The organism is Shewanella sp. VK101, from assembly GCF_056497865.1.
The window spans coordinates 2,929,146-2,947,347 of the sequence record NZ_CM151402.1 but is presented as its reverse complement, the minus strand read 5'-3'; the positions used below and the strand labels follow the sequence as shown (position 1 = coordinate 2,947,347).

10 protein-coding genes are annotated in these 18,202 nt (G+C 53.9%); 2 read left to right on the top strand and 8 right to left on the bottom strand.

Annotated elements, in window-relative coordinates; translation table 11 throughout:
• Positions 1-3 precede the first annotated feature (3 nt).
• The 8 genes from ACSHSR_RS13235 to ACSHSR_RS13200 form a co-directional block, all read right to left on the bottom strand.
• Positions 4-2,091, bottom strand: a complete 2,088-nt coding sequence (locus ACSHSR_RS13235; protein WP_479630823.1) for an MtrB/PioB family decaheme-associated outer membrane protein — start codon at positions 2,089-2,091, stop codon at positions 4-6.
• A 12-nt stretch (positions 2,092-2,103) separates the two neighbouring features.
• Positions 2,104-3,093, bottom strand: a complete 990-nt coding sequence (locus ACSHSR_RS13230) for a DmsE family decaheme c-type cytochrome (RefSeq protein ID WP_093983290.1) — start codon at positions 3,091-3,093, stop codon at positions 2,104-2,106.
• Positions 3,094-3,160: 67 nt separating this feature from the next.
• Complete coding sequence (locus ACSHSR_RS13225; protein WP_479630822.1) at positions 3,161-5,143, bottom strand: OmcA/MtrC family decaheme c-type cytochrome; 1,983 nt, start codon at positions 5,141-5,143, stop codon at positions 3,161-3,163.
• A 309-nt stretch (positions 5,144-5,452) separates the two neighbouring features.
• A complete protein-coding gene (locus ACSHSR_RS13220) occupies positions 5,453-7,594 on the bottom strand; it encodes an OmcA/MtrC family decaheme c-type cytochrome (RefSeq protein ID WP_208157642.1) in 2,142 nt (713 codons plus the stop codon).
• A 302-nt stretch (positions 7,595-7,896) separates the two neighbouring features.
• Positions 7,897-10,083: an OmcA/MtrC family decaheme c-type cytochrome gene (locus ACSHSR_RS13215; protein ID WP_218996945.1), complete on the bottom strand. Its 2,187-nt coding sequence runs from the start codon at positions 10,081-10,083 to the stop codon at positions 7,897-7,899.
• Positions 10,084-10,178: 95 nt separating this feature from the next.
• Positions 10,179-12,110, bottom strand: coding sequence for an OmcA/MtrC family decaheme c-type cytochrome (locus ACSHSR_RS13210; protein WP_394135059.1), 1,932 nt, complete (start codon positions 12,108-12,110; stop codon positions 10,179-10,181).
• A gap of 19 nt (positions 12,111-12,129) precedes the next feature.
• Entirely contained in the window at positions 12,130-14,241 is a 2,112-nt protein-coding gene (locus ACSHSR_RS13205) for an MtrB/PioB family decaheme-associated outer membrane protein (RefSeq protein ID WP_479630821.1), read from the bottom strand.
• A 10-nt stretch (positions 14,242-14,251) separates the two neighbouring features.
• Positions 14,252-15,235: a DmsE family decaheme c-type cytochrome gene (locus ACSHSR_RS13200; protein WP_045282415.1), complete on the bottom strand. Its 984-nt coding sequence runs from the start codon at positions 15,233-15,235 to the stop codon at positions 14,252-14,254.
• A gap of 429 nt (positions 15,236-15,664) precedes the next feature.
• Here ACSHSR_RS13200 and ACSHSR_RS13195 point away from each other — a divergent pair, with 429 nt between their 5' ends.
• Together ACSHSR_RS13195 and feoB are read left to right on the top strand one after the other, a co-directional pair.
• The gene (locus ACSHSR_RS13195) at positions 15,665-15,904 is read left to right on the top strand and encodes a FeoA family protein (protein ID WP_025010714.1); all 240 of its coding nucleotides are present in this window, start codon (positions 15,665-15,667) and stop codon (positions 15,902-15,904) included.
• The gene (gene feoB, locus ACSHSR_RS13190; protein WP_045282414.1) at positions 15,897-18,191 is read left to right on the top strand and encodes a Fe(2+) transporter permease subunit FeoB; all 2,295 of its coding nucleotides are present in this window, start codon (positions 15,897-15,899) and stop codon (positions 18,189-18,191) included. The genes ACSHSR_RS13195 and feoB overlap by 8 nt, the downstream gene beginning before the upstream one ends.
• The last annotated feature ends 11 nt before the right edge of the window (positions 18,192-18,202 follow it).

Sequence of the window (18,202 nt, the reverse complement as noted above, 5' to 3'; positions counted from 1 at the left end):
GAATTACAGACGGTAGTTGACGCTCAACATGAGCAGGTGAGCCGTGTAGTCATGGCTGTTGTCACCAAAGCTGACTAGGTTCCAGATACCATCCGGGGCGATATCGTTACCTGCGTCGTTGTCCTCGTATTTCTCCATCTTGTAGTCAAGACGCAGCGCCATTTTCTCAGTAGCCTGATACTGGGCATAGAGGTTGACGTTGTGCACTTTGGCATAGTAATCGCCATAGTCGCCTGTGATGCCTTGGCGTACCTGAGTGCTGGAGTCCGAGTCAGAGTAGGTGTAATCCAGCCCCAGACGCAGTTTCTTCTCCAGCAGGTTGTCGTAGGCCAAACCGGCACCTATGACATCCACCTTGTCTTCCACGGTTCCTGTCCAGGTGACAGTGCTGAAGTTGCTGCTGCCGGCCTGATCTGAGTCTATGGTCTGATGGTTGTAGAAGGCGCTCAGGCTGAGATCGTCTGTCAGCAAATAGCTGATGCTGGCGTCATAGCTGAGGTCTTTTGATTCTGTCAAACCGATAACCGTGTTGTTGTAGTCATCCAGCGCATAGCGGGCACCGAAATCCAGGGTCAGGGTGTCGATAGGGCTGTGAGTCACCCTGGCTTCAACCTGAGTGCGCTTGCGGTCGGCCAGATTGTATTTGCGCAGCAACTTGTTGGACTCGGAAGAGGTCCATTCAGATGCTTCGTACTCTGAGCCATCGCGCTTGCCATAGCTGCCCTTGATCCACATATTCCAGTGTTCAAAGCTGTTGAGACTGAAACGGGCCCAAACGCTGTTCTCGTCGGTGATTTCCCTGTCCTGATAGCTGCGTTCATCACGACGGTAGTCATAACCTGCGTCCAACTTCATGCCGTTGGCAATTCGGTAATCCATGGCCAACTTGGCCTTGTGACTGGTGTTGTCATAAGGGGTGTTGTAGGCCACACGACCACTGACGTTATTGATACTGATCTGGGTCCATTCCTGGATCTGGGTTTGGTTGTCCCTGTCGTAGTAATCATAACTGCCGCTGATCCGCAGATTGCGGGTGGCGCGTTTGACCGCCTTGAGGTTCATCCCCAGGATATCGACTTTGCCATCCAGGGATTCCTGCGGCAATTGATAGCCGTAACCCGAGGTGATAAAGGCCTCATCCTGGGTCATCTGTCCGGCGAACAAACGGCCGCTGACCACGGCGCCTTTCTGGGCAAATTGGCCGCTCAAGGTCACAGTGTGAGATTCGTTATCCGGATCCAGGCTCATATAGCCCACTCTTTGGGCACCAAAGGTTGGGTTGAAGGCGTTGTCGAATCTCAAGGTCTGGATATCATTCTTGAAGAATGAACCATTGTAGTTGAGTGCGGTAAACCAGTTGTCACCCTTGAGTTTGATCCCGGCCTCGACAGTATCTGTGGTGTAGTCCACAGGCTCGGCCAGCATCATTGACTGGTTGAAGAAGCTGCCGGACGCAGTTTTCAGGCCGGTTTTTTCTTCGCGCATATAGGTGACATAGGTGCTCCACAGCTCCTCACCCTGATATTCAAGACCCAGGCCTGCGCGCTTGCGCTTGAGCGACAGCTCCAGTGGGCTCAGGCTGTCATACAGCATGGGCATCTCGTTGCTGCCACCGGCTGTCTGCCAGTTGGTCGGCAGAGTCAGGTTGCCGCTGCCAATTCCCAGATAAGGACTCATGGCAGAGTCAGTTTTATAGGTGTGGATCTGACGGTAGTTCAGGTTGATATTGTACTGTCCGAGTTTACCGGCATTGATATCGACCCGGCCGTTTTCCATACCCAGGTTATCGGCTTCGATACTGGCTCGATAGCCGTTTTCACCGCGATAGTTCAGGTCGGCGTCCACCTTGCCGGCAAAGTCATCTTCGGCGGCAAAGGCGTTGGCAGAACGGATATCGTCAGAGTCGTTATAGCCAACTCCGGCGCCAATAGTACCGGATACACCGGTTTCACTGACGCAACCCTTACAGCTCCAGGCCGACAACTTGACCTTTTCGGTATTGGCATTGGCCAGGTCATAACCGTCGGCGGCCATCGCCAGACTGGCAGGAGCCAGCAGAGCCAGGGTGATCAAATTAAGTTTGAATTTCATCTTCCCGCCTCCTTAGCGTTGGAACAACTTGCCGGATGGATGGTTTGAACCATGGATCTGGCTGTGACAGTTCAGACAGCTGCGACCACCGGTAAAGGCGTTGTCGTTGACCTGAGAACCCATGCCTGTGTTACCCAGATAAGCACGGCTGGCGTGGCCGTCGCTGGCGTGACACTGTTGGCACAGTTGCGGAGCGCGGGTCTTAAGCATGCCATCGTTGACACTGCCGTGGGGATTGTGGCAAGTGACACAATTCTCAGTGACGGGTGCATGCTCCCAGAGTTTTGGGCCGCGCTTCTCCGCATGGCAGCTGTAACAAGTGTCATTGACTGACGCCTTGTTCAGATCGGCATCGGTCGTGCTGCCGTGAGGGTTGTGACAGTCGCTGCACACCATCTGTGCCCACTTCAGCGGGTGGCTGGAACGCTTGTTCATGTCAGCCTTTTGCTTGGTGTGGCAGCTGGTGCAGACTTCCATCTCAGTGTTCTTGGAGAGCACAGGGTCCTTGGCGGTATGTACGCTGTGGCAAGAAGCACAGGCAACATCGGCGTTGTCGTGGTGACCGCCGTTCCAGGACATACGCTTGTCATCCTTGTGACAGGAGAGACAGACGCTGTTCTGCTTGTCGGCCGCCAGGGTAGAACCCTTACCGAAGGTAATCATGGGTTCGTTACCGCCACGGTTGTGTTTGCCCATGGGGCCGTGACAGGCTTCGCACTGAAGTCCGGCCATAGGACTCTTGCTGGAGTCGATGGCGCCGTGAACCCCTTTGAACAGGTCCATGACTTTTTCTGACTTCTTGTGGCACATCAGACAGGAGTCGGCACCCTTGGGAGAGTAGCTGCCTTCGGCAAACTTCTGATCCAAGGTGGCTTCCACTTCTTCCGGGCTCATTTTAGCGTCCCACTTGGCGGCGTGCGCCGCATGGGTGACACCAAAAGATAACACTGCCGTCGCCAGAAGGGCGCTTAGCAGTGTTGGTATATTTTTGCTGATTCTCATATTAGGCATCCTTAATTTGTCCAAACCCTTGAAAGACGGGGGAGGGGACTCCCCCGGCCTGGGCAAATTACATCTTCACCTGAGTGTGATCTGCGGCGGTTGGCTTGTGGCAGTAGAAACAGGTTTCCAGCTGCGCAGCCTGGTTGGCAGCGGTGTACTCACCATCTACCACAGCGCCGTAGGCTTCCAGTTGCTCCTTGGTGTGTACCATGTAGTCACCACCGACAGTGTGACAAGAAGTACAGGTAGCAGTGATAGGCGTGGTGTACATGCCTGCTGAGGTTGCCAGAGCCCCCTTGTTCTTGAAGGCATCAAGATTCAGGTCGTTGTGACAGGCTGAACAGTTGCCACCGATCAGGCCATGAGCCTTTTCAATGTGGGTCTTGTGCAGTTTCATCTCCAATGCGCCTTTGTTGGCACCGCTGGCGTAAGTACCATCTGGAGTATGACAGGCCACACAACCATCAACACCGACGGTGAGCTTGCCGTTTACTTCGCGGCCCAGCTGCTCTGTCATCACAAAGCCGGCATGGTGGCCTTTGTGCAGTTCGAAGGTGTCGCTGTGACAGCCCTGACAGGTAGCGAAGTTCACTGAGTCGATATGACGGTGACTAGGTGCATCACCTGACTTGGTACCGAAGGCCAGTTGAGCTTTCATGCTGGTAGTGGCAACGCCATCGGCGCAGGCGATGAGCTCGCTGCCTTGGTTGCACATTTCCAGACCGATAAAGCTGAAGGCGGTATCGGCATCACCGGCACCGAAAGGCAGGTCCTGAACGGTGAATTGCAGCTTGCCGTCAACCAGAGTCACGGCGTCCTGCAGCTGGCCGTCTTTAACCAGATCTTTGGCGACCTTGGCTTTACCGCTTCCAGGGCTGACGTTGTAGCCCATGACAGGGAAGTTAGGGCCTACGTTGGTGATGGTTTCCAGACGCTTGATCTTGGCCAGTTCGTTGTTGGCATCCAGCGCATTGCCGGCCTTGTCCAACAGGGTCACAGTCAGAGTCGCACTGTTGTCGGCGCTGCCGGTCAGTTCTGCGGTCAGACCGCGCTGAGCGATAACGGCACGTTTGTCACCGGTTACACCTGTGTGCAGCTCTTCTGTCCACTTGCTGTTGTGACAGGCGATACAGTTGGAGTTGTCGGTTTGTTGGCTGTGGCCCTGACCGGCAGCAAAATCTATGTTGCTGTGGCAGCTACCACAACTTGCAGCTGTAGGTACTTTGGACCAGTTGCCCCAATCGGGCGTCAACTCGACATTGGTGTCGTTGTGACAGGATTGGCAGCTGTTAAGCGCATCCAGGCCCAGATCCTTGTGCTTGGCGTGAATAAGGACATTGAACTCTTTTCCTTCACCAACCCGACCAGGAGTGTGGCAAGTGGCACAATAGTTGACGTCAGGATAGGCACCTTTATGTTTGACGTCGGCCAAGTCACCGTGACAGGTATTACAGCTATCTGTACTCACCAGCTTACGGCTGTATGCCGCGGAGGCACCTGAGTCGGCACTGAAGTCGACGAAAGCGTTGCTGTTGGGGATCAGAGTGCCGTCAGGCAGAGGCGTATTGTAAGCGCGCAGCAGTACCCGCTGGGCCAGCTCAGGGTTGAAGCTGATGCTATCTTTACTCAGTTCATTGAGTGTCTTGCTGAAGGTGTAGCTGTAGCTACCGTTTTTGTGGTCAACGAAAGTACCTGCGCAGCTGCTGCTAACAGTGCAGTCTTCGTTGCCGAAATACTGCCACTGAGAGGCATTCCCGGCACCGGTTGCGCCTTCCGGCAGCAACTGAGCGGCGGCGAAGCGGAACTGCTGCAGACCAACTACCGGCATATCGTCTTCGTTGGTCACGGTAAATTCAACCGTTGGGATACCGCCTTTGACAATGGCCTGCTCAAAGCTGAAATGCAGCTCTTTGATTTCACCTGCAGGCTCGCCGCCTGGGTTACCTGGATTACCATCGTTGCCATCATCGCCACCACAGCCACCTAAGGCCAGAGTAGCTGCACTGGCTGCCAGCAGCAGTGCGATTCTGGTTTTTTGTGCGTTCATCATCTTGTTCCCTGCAATAGTGGAAGTATCTGGTTTAGGGAGTGGCTGAGTCATCTCAACCAAATTGATTATGTAATTGGCCCTTAACCCGATACCGGAAATAGGATTTCCCTCGAAAAGGCTAACTCAAGCAGGGCCGAAAAGCTGCATGACTGGTGTTAATGTGTGACTTGGATCTTTCTATTTATAAAGAGGTATTTGAGCTGGTAGGGAAAACTTAATCTCGATCAAAAAAACGCTGTTTTTTAATTCGATTTTGGCAATTTGGCAGATAAAAAAAGAGAGGCCGAAGCCTCTCTTTAGGGTTAAGTATTAGTGATCGAAACTCCAGTTGGAGTGAGCTTCCAACAGCTGGGAGTCTGTATGACAGGTAGCGCAGGCTTCTTGGCCTTTCTGGGCGTCATAATCACTTGCAGCTACACCGTGGCCTGTACCTATCACACCACCATTGGTCACTATGTGGTTGATAGTGGTTTCACTCAGGCCGTATGGCGGCTGGTGACAGCTGGCGCAGGCGGCAGTCTGTGGTGATACCAGAGTCTGCTCTGTGCCATCTTCAGTCTTGCCGAAGGCAACCGGCGCGGCATCGGCGGCAATTTTCTTCAGTGAGAAGCCGTCTTTACCGTGACAGGTCTGACAGTCTGTCTTCTTGAAGAAGCCGTTGCCAGAGCTGTCATACAGGTAGTGCTTGGAGTGCACTATGTACGCCAGGTTGGATGAGCCGTCACCCTTCTTGTCGCGGGTACCGTTGTGGCAGGAGGCACAGCCGTCGATGTCGTTGGAGAAACGGTGCTTGATGGCAGTGGTGTGACACTGCTGACAAGCGGTCATTTCGGCATGTTGAACCCTTGGCGTCTTGTCGACTTTGCTGCCATCCACATTGAAGTAGGCTGTGTCAGATGGCACGTAAGGACCGGAGTTAGGGATAACACCGTCTTCGACTGGCTTACAGTCGGCTACAGCGCCTTTGCCATCGAAGCAGACATGCAACTGGCTGCTCAGGGCCACTTTAACCTCTGGCGTACCCATGACTTCGGCTACTTTGAAGTCGCCATCGCTGAAGGTGACATCTATGCTGCCGTCGGCGCCCTCACTGAAGTGGTCGTAACCGACTTTCTGGTAGTTAACCAGGAAGTCGTCTTTAACCACACCGTTGAAGACGATGGCGCTGGTGAAACCGCCGTGTGAGTATGGGCTGGAGTCAATCTGCGCCAGTGTCACATTGGTGTCGCCGTGCTTGACAGTCATGTTGGCCTTAATGGTCTTGCTGGCCTCATCATAAGTCATGCTGTTGAAAGTAACGCTGGTCTTGGCAGATTGGGCACTGTCGTTGTTGCTGTAGTGGGCGCGTTCGGCACCACGGCCATGGCCATCAGGATCGCTGTGACAGGAGACACAGTTCAGTTTGTCTTCTTTAATCTGGTTGTTTTCTGCATCCCAGTGCCAGGAAGGTACGGCATACTGGCTGTTGTGGCAGCTCAGACAGGTTGCAGCATCCAGATCGGCTTTCCAGGCATCGGCCATGGTCAGGGTTTCATCTGGTTGGTGACAGGTCTGACAGTTGCTGGCTGATTGCGGGAAAATGCCGTTGTAGAAGGCATGGCTGTGCACTTCGTGCGCCATGGCCTTGATGGAGCCGTCGACTTTGTGGCTGCCGATCACTTGGCCATTTTCGTCCTTGTCATCCTTCATGTAGCTGTTGTAGTCGGTGTGACAAAAGGTACAGCTTTCCAGAGTGACGTGTTTGCCGCCGTGCATGGCAAGTGCGCCATCATGACCGGGTCTGTGACAGCTTTGGCAGGTTTCATCGGCGATAACCGGCTTGGGCTTGGCCTGAGTGGTATCGGAAGAGGGCTGCCAGTAGAAGAAGCTGTTGTTAACCAAGTTAACGTTGGCCGCATTGGCTGTTTTGATGCCCAGGTAAATACCATTGACCATATCGGCCTTGTAGTCGTATTTACCCAGAGTATCTATGGCTTTGTTCAGTTTCAGTGTATAGGTGCCGTCCTGATTGTCGGTCAGACAGTCTTCGCAGTTTTTACCCTGGAAGTAGGAAGAACCTGTGTAGAAGCCGTCACCTTTGTCTTTGTTGAAGTAGCTCAGCCAGATCTCTCTCGCTTGGCCTTCTACATTGGTCAGGCCTTCAATCTCATCTTCGCTGCCGACACGGCCGAAGGAGACTGCACCTATGTCAGTGTTTTTCAAACCAAAGACGGCGGCGCCGTTGGCATCGGACAAGCTGAAGTTGATTGTCAGGAAGCCGTTGGTGTCTACAGATGCTGAATTAATCTTGGATTTCAGCGTGTTGACTTTGCTTATGGGTGTGCCGACAGGACCTGGCTTACCAGTCTCACCATCCTTACCGTCGCTGCCACAACCGGCCAGCATCAGAGACAGCAAACCGGCACCCAACATCGCTTTAGTCGCGGCATTGAAATTAAACCGTTTCATCATGATATTTCCCTGCAAGTGATTTTAATCATCACTAACCAGAGGTTAAATAAGAATAAATCTCATTAACCATGGAAAGTGTGTGGAATTATTTTTCCAAGGCTAAGGCTACCCAAGTGGTGGGGATTAAGCAGTCACTTTAGATGGGTTATGTGATTAAGATCCGACTATTTCTTTAGGGGTATACGGCTAGATCAAAAAACGTTAATCCTGATCAAAAAAACGTGTTTTTTGAAAGAGTTTTTAACGAATTTTGCTGCATAAAAAAGGGAGGCACATGCCTCCCTTTGGTAGCAAAACGCAAGTTAATTGCCGTGTGCAGTCATCAGCTGAGCCGGGGTATGACAGGTGGCACAGGCCTCTTTGGCACGATTACGGACATCGGTCTCATCCATGCCATCCAGAATACCGCCGTTGGCTTGAATATGCGATTTGGCTGCATCGCTGAGGTACTGTTGATGGCAGCTCAAGCAGGAGCCTGCATCTGAGGATACCCAGATATCCGCGCCGCTATTGCTGATGTCACCATAGCGCCAGACACGATCCGGTGAACGACCCAGAGTGATACCTGTGACGCTGCCGGAAGACTCGGCATGACAGGTGGCACAATCGGTTTTCAGCACAGTGCCGGATTGGAGCCCTGCATACTTGAGGAAGTGGCCTTCACGCTCGTGTGCCTTCCAGGCAAAGCTTGAGGGGATCTTGCCACCGGGATAATCGGCGTCATTACGCAGTGTCTTATCCGGTGTATGGCAGGTCTGGCAGTTGACGCCATTGTCATAGTGATGGATCTCCTTGCCATGACAACTTTGGCACTTGGTCGGATCTATGATGGCGCGGCGGGCCACGGCATCCATACCGCTGTCGACACCATTGTTACCCCAGACAAAGCGGTAGGGCTCCTGCTGGATAGCCACAGAGCGAACACCGTCGGTTGCGCAGTCTGTCAATTGAATATCGGCAACACCATAACCGCCGTTATTGAAGCAGGCTTCCAGTGCTGACCAGATTTCAAAGCTCTTGCCATCCGGACTTGCCGGCATATCAAACGCCGGAGTCAGCGTATAGCTCTTGCTGGTGGTGTCAAAACTGCCTTCACTGAGACGAATACGGCGCTGGCTGTAGGAGGCTTCGTTGTAGGCAGGGTAGTCCTTGTCTACATCCCAGCCCACTATCATACGGCTACCCTGATCGATAAAGCTTTGATCCATGGCGTTACCGTCTTTATCCAGCACCTGCACTTTAAAGGTCATCTTGCCGGCGTTGCTGCTGACCTCCAACACCTTGACGCTCAGTTCGGCTGCCAGAGTGTAGGCTTGCATTACATCACCGTGGCGCTTGGCTGCGCTGCCGGTACCGTGATAGGTATTGTCCGTGTTGTGGCAAGCCATACAGTCGGTGCTGGAGTGGTGGGATGAAGGCTTTTCCGTGTGACAGGCGACACAGGCGGTATTGCTCTTCTCTGCCTTGAACAGATTCGCATTGGCGGGAGCGCCACTGCCTTCCTGGTGACAGACGCTACAGTCTGAAGCTGGCTTACGAGGGAAGCCGACCACACCATAGTCGTGGACGCTGCCGCCATAACCGACAATCTTGTACGGCGCCGGCACTTCATTGCCGTCGGCATCATAGGTATGCCGTTCGGCGCCGCGGTGAATGGCGTGGATCAGATAGGTGAACTCCACACTGTTACCGGACTCAGGATCTCCAGAAGTCGCAGTATGGCAGGAAGCGCAGTTTTCCAGTGCTATTCGACGTCCGCCGTGCAGCTCCAGGCTGTCCGGTTGGTGACAGGTGTAACAGGCATCAATGGTGACCACATTGCGGGTCTGGATACCTTCTGTATTGCCGCTGGAGGGTTGCCAATCATAATGGGCATTGGCGGTAACCTGGGGGAGTTTCAGCTCCAGTGTGGCCCTTTGAGTGGCATCGGCATCATAAGCTATGGCCAGCGGCTCTGTGACTTCGGCAATATTGACCTGATAACTATAGCTATAGCTGCCGTCACCATTGTCCACCAGACAGGTTTCGCAGGCGCTGGCGGCTTCGACTCCGGCCTGATACTGAGGCGATGGACTGAGGTTATCCACCCCGTCGGGAACCGTTGTCGGTTGTTTGAGGCTATTGATATAGGCTTGCCATTGGAATCCCCAATCGGCTTCTCTGGCTTCCTCACCTTCACCTATGGTTTCGGTCACATGGGTCAGCTGAGCGATACCAAATCTGAGGTCATAATCTTTGTTCAGACCCAACACAGCCACACCATTGGCATTGGTCAACATAAAGTCGACCGTGACCTTGCCTGCTTCCACTTTGGCGTCGGTAAACTTGACCTTGAGTGTGGGAGTGGCATCGATATTCACTCCGATCACGCCGTCCTTGCCGTCTTCGCCATCCTTGCCGTCACTGCCACATGCCATGAGCGTCAGCGACATCAGAGTGGCCAATGCCAGGCGGGTATGCCCTTTAACCAGTCTTGAGCTTTTCATCATTATTTCCCTGCATTGCTTTGATTGCACGACTGAGCCAGTGTTTAAATACCGGCCCTTTCCTGTTATTGCCGCCCTTAAAGGGCGGCTTATTGTTGTTACTGGGCGATAGGATGCACCTTGGTGACATCGGCCATGCCGCCCTGACCATGACAGGTGGCGCAGCTTTCCGTTCCTGCCTTGGCATCGGCTTCAGTGCCTTGGAACACGGCTCCCTGTTGCGTCATATGGTTGCGGGCACTATCGCTCTGGTGGCAGTTACTGCAGACTGCCGCCGTGGGGCTGGTGAAGCTGCCATCATCCAGACTCAAGGGTTGCACCGCCGGGCTGAGTGGCAGTGCCATACTCAGCACGTCATTTTCATCTTTGCTGTGGCAGTGAGCACAGTTGCCTATGTTCCCCGGGAATTGCAGCGTCTCGAACCCTTCAAAATTGGCCGAGTGCAGCGCATGGATCAACTGCTTGAAGTCGGCGCTGCTCGCTGATGGATTGGCAGCAGTGGCGTCGGCCTGCATATTGGGGTTGTGGCACAGTTGGCACTGGCCGGCCAAATCGTTGCGAGAGCCGTGGAAGTTCAACTGTTGATCGCCATGGCAACTGCCGCAGGTTTCGTTGCTGACCACCTGGCGCCGTCCGGCCGTGGAGAGGCCGGCCATGTTGAATGACTGATGGCTCGACTTGATAACCAACACACTGGCGGCGCTGTCACTGCAGTCGACCAGCATGCCTTGGCTGGCACAGACTCGGCCCTGAATCGCCAGGGTACCGGCATCGGCTTCACTGCCGGTGGGAATGGTCAGTCCATCCAACTGATACTGATAGATACCATCACTGCCGGACAGCGGTACCACTTCATGCACCCTAATTGAGCGGGCAGAGCGGGTGGCGTAATCAAAGCTGGTGCCCCAGTTGGCGTAGACCCTGAGATCGTTGACAAACACCTGCTTGTCGGCGCTGTCGTTATAGGCTGCACCTGTCTGCGGGTTACTCAGCTTGAGCGAGAAGCTCAAACTGCTGCCGCTGACACTGGCGTTGGTGACCTCGGCCTTGAATTGCTCTAGGGCCGCCATGTTCTCCTGATTGGCATGTACTTCGCGGGTCCAATCCGGATTGTGGCAAGCGACACAATTGCTGTTATCCGCTTGCGCCGGATGACCTTCGCCTTTGATGAAGTCGATATTGTTATGACAACTGCCACAGGACTCCATGGTTGGCACCCGGAACCAGTTGTGCTGTTCGCTGAGGGTTTCATCCTCTTTATGACAAGTCTGACAGTCGGACAAGGGTTTGGGAAATCCGGCCAGATGTTTGGCATGGATCATTTGCGGGAAGATGTTTTCCGGATTGCTGACCCGAGTGGCATTGTGGCAGGTAACACAGGTTTCCACCTGGTTATAGTTACCGCCGTGAAACGCCAGGTCATTGTGACAGCTGTTACAGGTGTCGATGGAGACAATGTTGCGGCTGTAGGCCGGAGCACCACCAGGGGGCTGCCAGTCGTAATGGTCATTGGTTACCGGCAATGCTGTGCCATCGGCCAAGGTATCACCACCGAGTTTGATCACTACTCTGTGAGTGGCTCCGGCGATTTCAGCTATTTCATTCATCCCGTCGAAAGGGGCACTGAAACTGTAGGAGTAGTTGCCATTTTTATGGTCAACATAGGTGCCAGGGCAGCTGCTGGAGCAGGTCTCGGCGGTGAAATACTGCCACTCACTGCTGTTCCCGGCCCCACTGGTGCCTTCCGGTAACAACTGCGCGGCAATGAAGCGCCCGGAGGGGATACCGACTACCGGCTCGTCATCCTGATTGGTGACCCGGTAATCTACCCGGGTAATGCCCTCTTCGAGAGCCGTTTCCTTGACCTCAATATTGAGCTTACTGATATTCATCGCCGGCTCGCCGCCCGGTTCGCCTGGGGTTCCCGGGTTGCCATCGTCACCTCCGCAACCAGAGAGAGCCAACATGGCGGTCAGCAGTGGCGCGCCTAGGTAAAACAGGTGAGTTTTTGGGGTGTATTCCTTTGACATCGCTCTTCGCCTCTTGCTCTTATAGGGAGTAACTCAGTGTCAGCCCCAGATAGTGGGCGTTATAGTCCTGGCCAAGATCTCCAAAGCTGAGTACGTTGGGGATGCTATCCGGGGTTAATCCCTGATTGAGCCAGTCACTGTCCTGATAGTGTTCAAACAACCAATCCAGCCTCAATGCCATCTTGTCGCTGAAGTGATACTTGGCAAAGGCGTTGAAGGTATGACGGCGTGAATAATAGTCGCCGTAATCCAGAGTGAGCCCCTGGCTGACATCTGTGTCGCTTTCGCCTTTTGAGTATTGCCAGTCGAAGCCCAGATCCAGTTGTTTATCCAGCAACTCGTTATAGTAGATGCCGAAGCCAGCGACAGTGCTGCTGTCGCTGGCACGGCTGTACCAACCGCTGGGGCCGAAAGAAGCTGAGCCGGTTTGATCTGTATCCTGCCAGTCCTGATTGAGCCAGGCATTGAGGCCAAACTGGGCTGAGAATTGATAGTTGCCACTGAGGCCATAGCCCCAACTGCTGACTTCATCCAGGCCGATAAGCGTCTCATCATAGTCTTGCTGCTTGTGATTCAGCGCCAGGCTGAACGACAGGGCATCGCTGAAGCGGTAATCGTTTTGCAGTCGCAACAGGGTTTGCTTGCGATCTGCCAACCAATACTGACGCATCCAGGGATTATTGGGGCTTTGGCTCAGCTCGGATGCCTGATAACTGCCGCCACTGCGCTCACTGAGTTCACCTTTGAACCACAACTGCCAGTCGCGGCTGGCACGCAGGTTCAGCTTGGCAAACACGCTGGATTGGAACAGGGATTCGCGCGCCAGATCGCTATAGCTGTGGTGTTCATACTCGTAACCTACGTCAAGAGACAGGGCGCGGGTAAAACGGTAGTTGAAGGCGATATCGGCTCTTTGGCGGGTGTGGTCATAGGCCGCGGGCGTGGCGCTGCCCTGGTGCCAGCTGTCACTGCTCACCTGTGGCCATTCTTTAAATTGTGTCTTGTTTTCCCGGTCGCGATAGTCATAGCCGGCGCGAACCGACAAGCCTCTGCTGAGGCGGGTGGCATACTTGAGTTTGAGTTCCAGCACGTCAACCTGCATGTCGCCATCGATTGCGGGCAACTGGGGTGAAGGACCATTGATGGTGGCCGGTAACAGCGCCTGATCCTGAGACATGCGGGTGAATGCCGTGTGCATCAATATTTGATGTCCGGCCTCGGATAACTGCAGATCGGCACCGACCCTCAGCGCCTTGTTGTCCGGATTGTCGGCGAGTTGGCCATTATAGGCGGCGCCGAATGTGGGAAAGAAGGCGTTTTCCCAATAGAGTGCCTGATAGTCGTTGCTGTATTGGCTCAGGGTCGAATTGAAGCCGGCCAGCCAGCCCTTTCCTTTGAAATAGAGTTTGGCTTCCAGCTCGTCAGTACTGTCATCCACCCGGGTGGCCAATGCCATGGAGTTGGTAAGAAAGTTGCCGTTGGTTTGGCGGGTGCCATCACGTTGCTCGTGACGGTAATTGAGCCCCGCTTTATAAAAGCTGCCCAGGTAATGGGCATCCAACGTGAAGCGATCCCGCTTCATTTCCAGTTGCTGGCTTGTCAGGCTGTCATCAAGCCCCGGCATTTGCGAGGTGAGGGCGGCCGCTTGCCAGTTGTCCGGCAACATCAGTCTGTTGTCCTGATTGATATAGGGGCTCATGCCATTGTCCGGGCCGAAGTTGGCCAAGGCGCGATAACCCAGACGGATATCAAATTGGCCGGGTCTTCCGGTACTCAGGCTGGCACTGCCGGTGTCATAGCCCAGTTTGTCGGCTTCAATGTGGGTACGGTAACCCTGTTCACCATAAAAGACGACATCGCCGCCAAGGTGCCCAGTGGCGCCATCGGCATCTGTGCCACTACTGTTGGCAAACACCGCATTGTCGCCATCATTGTAGGCCACACCGGCTTCGAGCGTGCCGCGGCTTTCCTGTGGCAACTTGCACTGGCCGCAACTCCACTTGTCTTGCTTGAGCTCGGCGCGATTGGCCTGTTGCAGCGAATAGCCACCGGCCCAGGCCGGCTGCAGTGCACAGGCTATGGTGAGCGCCAGCAGTGATAGTTTCATCTGTGTCTGTTTCTCGATAACCATACTCAGCTCCTTATCGCTGCAAGAGTTTGCCGGATGGATGGTTGGAACCATGCACCTGGGTGTGGCAGTTCAGGCAGGAGTTGCCGGCGTTATAGGCGTTGGGCATCAAGCCGGTTTGCTCATTGGCCGGGAAGTAGGCTCTGGCTGCATGACCGTCGGAGGCATGGCATTGCTGACACAATTGAGGCGGTTTGGCCAACAGCATGGCTTCGTTGACGCTGCCATGAGGGTTGTGACAGCTGGCGCAGTTGTCTGTAACCGGGGCGTGTTCCCACAGCTTGGGCCCGCGCTTTTCGGCGTGGCAGCTGTAACAGTTTTCATTGACCGTCATCTGCTTCAGGCTGGCGTCCCCCAGACTGCCGTGAGGATTGTGGCAGTCGCTGCAAACCATCTGCTCTGTGCGTATCGGGTGCGCGGAACGTTTGTGAATGTCGGCACGTTGCTCTGAGTGACAGCTGCTGCAAACGGCGACTTCGGTTTCACGGCTCTGGATGGGATCCTGGCCTGTATGCACCTGGTGACAACTGGCACAGGCAACTCCGGCCGTGTCGTGGTGGCTGGCACTCCAGCCCAGACGCTGCTCATCCTGGTGGCAACTGAGGCAGACGCTGTTTTGCTTGTCGGCCGGGACCGGCGAGTCGGCACCGAAGGTGATCATCGGCTCCTTGCCGCCGCGGTTGTGTTTCCCCATCGGGCCGTGGCAGGCTTCGCATTGCAGATCGGCCATAGGAGATTGAGAGAGGTTGGGATTGCCGTGGACACCATCAAAAAGCGCCATTACCTTCTGGTTCTTTTTGTGACACATCAGGCAGCTGTCAGCACCCTTGGGGGAGTATTTGCCTTCGGCAAATTTCTTGTCCAGTGTGGCTTCAACCTCGGCCGGGTCCTGGTTGTCCCACGGGGTAGCTTTGGCCGGGAAGGCCAACAATAACAATAAGGGGAGAGCGCAACCCAACCCCCAAAGGCTTGGTTTACTCGAGTTATCCATTTTCATCATTCCATCCTGAGCGCGTTCATTGCCGATTTATAGTTATTAGGCATGCATCAGTAATTTACCGAATTGCTAATGTTAAAGAATAGAGCAAAAAAGTGACAAAGCGATAACTTTTTGATGATGCTTATGGGTAAAGAAGGCTGATTTAAAAAAGAAAACAACAAAGTGTGATCCATGCCTCGTTTTGGGTATGGTGTGTCTTTGTTCGAATTTGGGATCCGCCGCAGAAAAAGCCACGGTTCAGTTACTTTTATTTGCAGTTAAACGGTTTATTCCAGCTAGCTTTTGTCCCATAATAGCCAACACAATTGAAAACTATTATCGTTACCAGTTGAAAAGCTTGATCCAGATAAAGTTCTTATTTGACTGTTTCAGGTAGAATCGAATCATTACCCGCATGCTTGCATGCTGTTTTCAGTGGTAGAGGCAATGAAGTTAAGTGAATTGAAACCCGGTGATCGCGCCATGATTTCCGAAGTTGGCCATCTGGATCTGCCTGCAGTGGTCAAACGCAAGCTCCTGTCCATGGGGATCACCCCCAATACCTGTTTTTCTTTGATCCGCCGTGCTCCCATGGGATCCGGGTTGGAATTGGACATTCGCGGCAGCAAGTTGTGCATGCGTCAGGATCTGGCACAGATTATAGAGGTGGAAAAGGCCAATGACTAAGCAGTTCCATTGTGTCACTGTCGGTAATCCCAATGCCGGTAAGTCGACATTGTTCAACGCCCTGACAGGTGCCAATCAACAGGTAGGTAACTGGTCCGGGGTGACAGTCGAGAAGAAGACCGGCCACTTTTCGCTTAATGGCGATGATGTCTTTCTAACCGATTTACCCGGCATTTACGATCTTCTTCCCGCCGGTAGCAACTGTGATTGCTCGTTGGATGAGCAGATTGCCCAGCAGTATCTGGCCAACCAGAAAGTAGATGGCATTATCAACCTGGTGGATGCCACCAATATCGAACGTCACCTGTATCTGACAGTGCAACTGCGTGAGCTGGGTATTCCCATGGTTGTGGTGCTCAACAAAATGGATGCGGCGGTCAAGCGCGGCATTCGGGTCGATACCCAAGCCATGAGTCGAGAGCTGGGTTGCCCCGTAATAGGCGTGACTTCAAGAGAAGCCAAAGACGTCGAGCGGGTCAAGGAACAGGTGATAGAGCTGCTGGAAGGGCGGGTTTCAGAGTCGCCTTTGATGCTGCAATATGACGCCACCATTGAAACCGGTGTCACAGCCATTATGGGCAGCGACAGTCAATTAAGCCGGGGCCGGGCGCTGGCCATGTTGGCCAATGGCTTGGGCTGTGGTTCTTGCCAGAACAATTTGCTCGATGAACAGGTCTCCAGAGTGACGGATAAACTGGCACTGGAAGGCAAAGACATAGAGATCATGGTGGCCACCACACGTTTTGACTTTGTTGAGCGTGTATACAAGGGTTCGGTCAATGCCGACGGCCAGCTGACCTTGAGTGACAGGCTCGATAAGTTGGTATTGCATCCTGTGTTGGGTATTCCGGTATTTTTGCTGGTGATGTACCTGATGTTCATGTTTGCCATCAACGTGGGCAGTGCCTTTATCGACTTCTTCGATATCAGTGCCGGCGCGCTGTTTGTCGATCATTTCGGGGCTTTGCTGACCAATATAGGAGCTCCTGCCTGGTTGGTGACTCTGCTGGCCGGTGGTATAGGTCAGGGTATTCAGACGGTATCGACCTTTATTCCGGTTATCGCGGCGCTGTTTTTGGCTTTATCTGTGCTGGAAGGCTCTGGCTATATGGCCCGTGCCGCCTTTGTGGTTGACGGCCTGATGCGCCGTATCGGCCTGCCCGGCAAGGCCTTCGTACCCATGATTGTCGGTTTTGGCTGCTCTGTGCCTGCCATCATGGCGACCCGCACACTGGGCAGTGAGCGTGAACGTATTGTCACGGGTATGATGGCGCCCTTTATGTCCTGCGGTGCCAGATTGCCGGTATACGCCTTGTTTGCGGCGGCCTTTTTCCCTGATTCAGGTCAGAACCTGGTGTTCGGTCTCTACCTTATCGGTATTTTGGCTGCGATAGGCACAGGCCTGCTGCTGCGCAAGACCTTGCTGCCCGGTAACAGCAGCGCCGTAGTGATGGAGCTGCCAAGCTATGAACTGCCCAAGCTCAAAGCGGTGGCTTCCCGCACAGGTAAACGTACCAAGAGCTTTATTCTCGGTGCCGGCAAGACAATTGTGGTTGTAGTGACTCTGCTCAACTTTATCAATGCCATAGGCGTTGACGGCAGCTTCGGCCATGAAGACAGTCAGGAGTCTTTGCTCAGTGTCGCCAGTCAGAAGATCACTCCGGTGTTCTCGCCCATGGGGATAGAGGAAGACAACTGGCCGGCTACTGTTGGGATAGTTACGGGTATCTTCGCCAAAGAAGCGGTAGTGGGTACGCTCAATAGCCTGTATAGCACAGCTGATGGCGGTGATGGCGAGCTTACTCCATTGATGGACAGCTTCTCCGAGGCGCTGGCGACGATTCCGGCCAACCTGTTCGGCATAGTGATGGAAGATCCGCTCAAGCTGTCTGTGGGCCATGTTGAGGATAAGACGCTGGCTGCCGAAGAGCAGGGGGTTGATCAGTCCACATTCGGTGCACTGCAGGCAGGATTCAGCGGACAATTGGCTGCCTTCTCCTATCTGCTGTTTATTCTGCTCTACACCCCTTGTGTGGCCGCCATGGGTGCACTGGTGAATGAGTTTGGCAGTCGCTGGGCAACCTTTGCCGCGACCTGGACCTTTGCACTGGCTTACGGCAGTGCCACTGTGGTCTACCAAGGTGCGACTTTTGCCGAGCATCCATTGCAGTCCACCGCCTGGATAAGCTTCTTTGTCCTCGCCCTGATTGGTTTCTATATGTGGCTGAAGCGTAAAGGCCGCAAGACCCAGGAGATCATTCCGGGTATAAAGATAGTGACTGAGTAAGGTCGCAGATA

Bases quoted from the DNA above. Each gene is read 5' to 3' on its own strand.
- ACSHSR_RS13205 (WP_479630821.1), bottom strand. From the start codon at position 14,241: ATGGTTATCGAGAAACAGACACAGATGAAACTATCACTGCTGGCGCTC.
- ACSHSR_RS13230 (WP_093983290.1), bottom strand. From the start codon at position 3,093: ATGAGAATCAGCAAAAATATACCAACACTGCTAAGCGCCCTTCTGGCG.
- ACSHSR_RS13215 (WP_218996945.1), bottom strand. From the start codon at position 10,083: ATGATGAAAAGCTCAAGACTGGTTAAAGGGCATACCCGCCTGGCATTG.
- ACSHSR_RS13235 (WP_479630823.1), bottom strand. From the start codon at position 2,091: ATGAAATTCAAACTTAATTTGATCACCCTGGCTCTGCTGGCTCCTGCC.
- ACSHSR_RS13225 (WP_479630822.1), bottom strand. From the start codon at position 5,143: ATGATGAACGCACAAAAAACCAGAATCGCACTGCTGCTGGCAGCCAGT.
- ACSHSR_RS13200 (WP_045282415.1), bottom strand. From the start codon at position 15,235: ATGAAAATGGATAACTCGAGTAAACCAAGCCTTTGGGGGTTGGGTTGC.
- ACSHSR_RS13210 (WP_394135059.1), bottom strand. From the start codon at position 12,110: ATGTCAAAGGAATACACCCCAAAAACTCACCTGTTTTACCTAGGCGCG.
- ACSHSR_RS13220 (WP_208157642.1), bottom strand. From the start codon at position 7,594: ATGATGAAACGGTTTAATTTCAATGCCGCGACTAAAGCGATGTTGGGT.
- ACSHSR_RS13195 (WP_025010714.1), top strand. From the start codon at position 15,665: ATGAAGTTAAGTGAATTGAAACCCGGTGATCGCGCCATGATTTCCGAA.
- feoB (WP_045282414.1), top strand. From the start codon at position 15,897: ATGACTAAGCAGTTCCATTGTGTCACTGTCGGTAATCCCAATGCCGGT.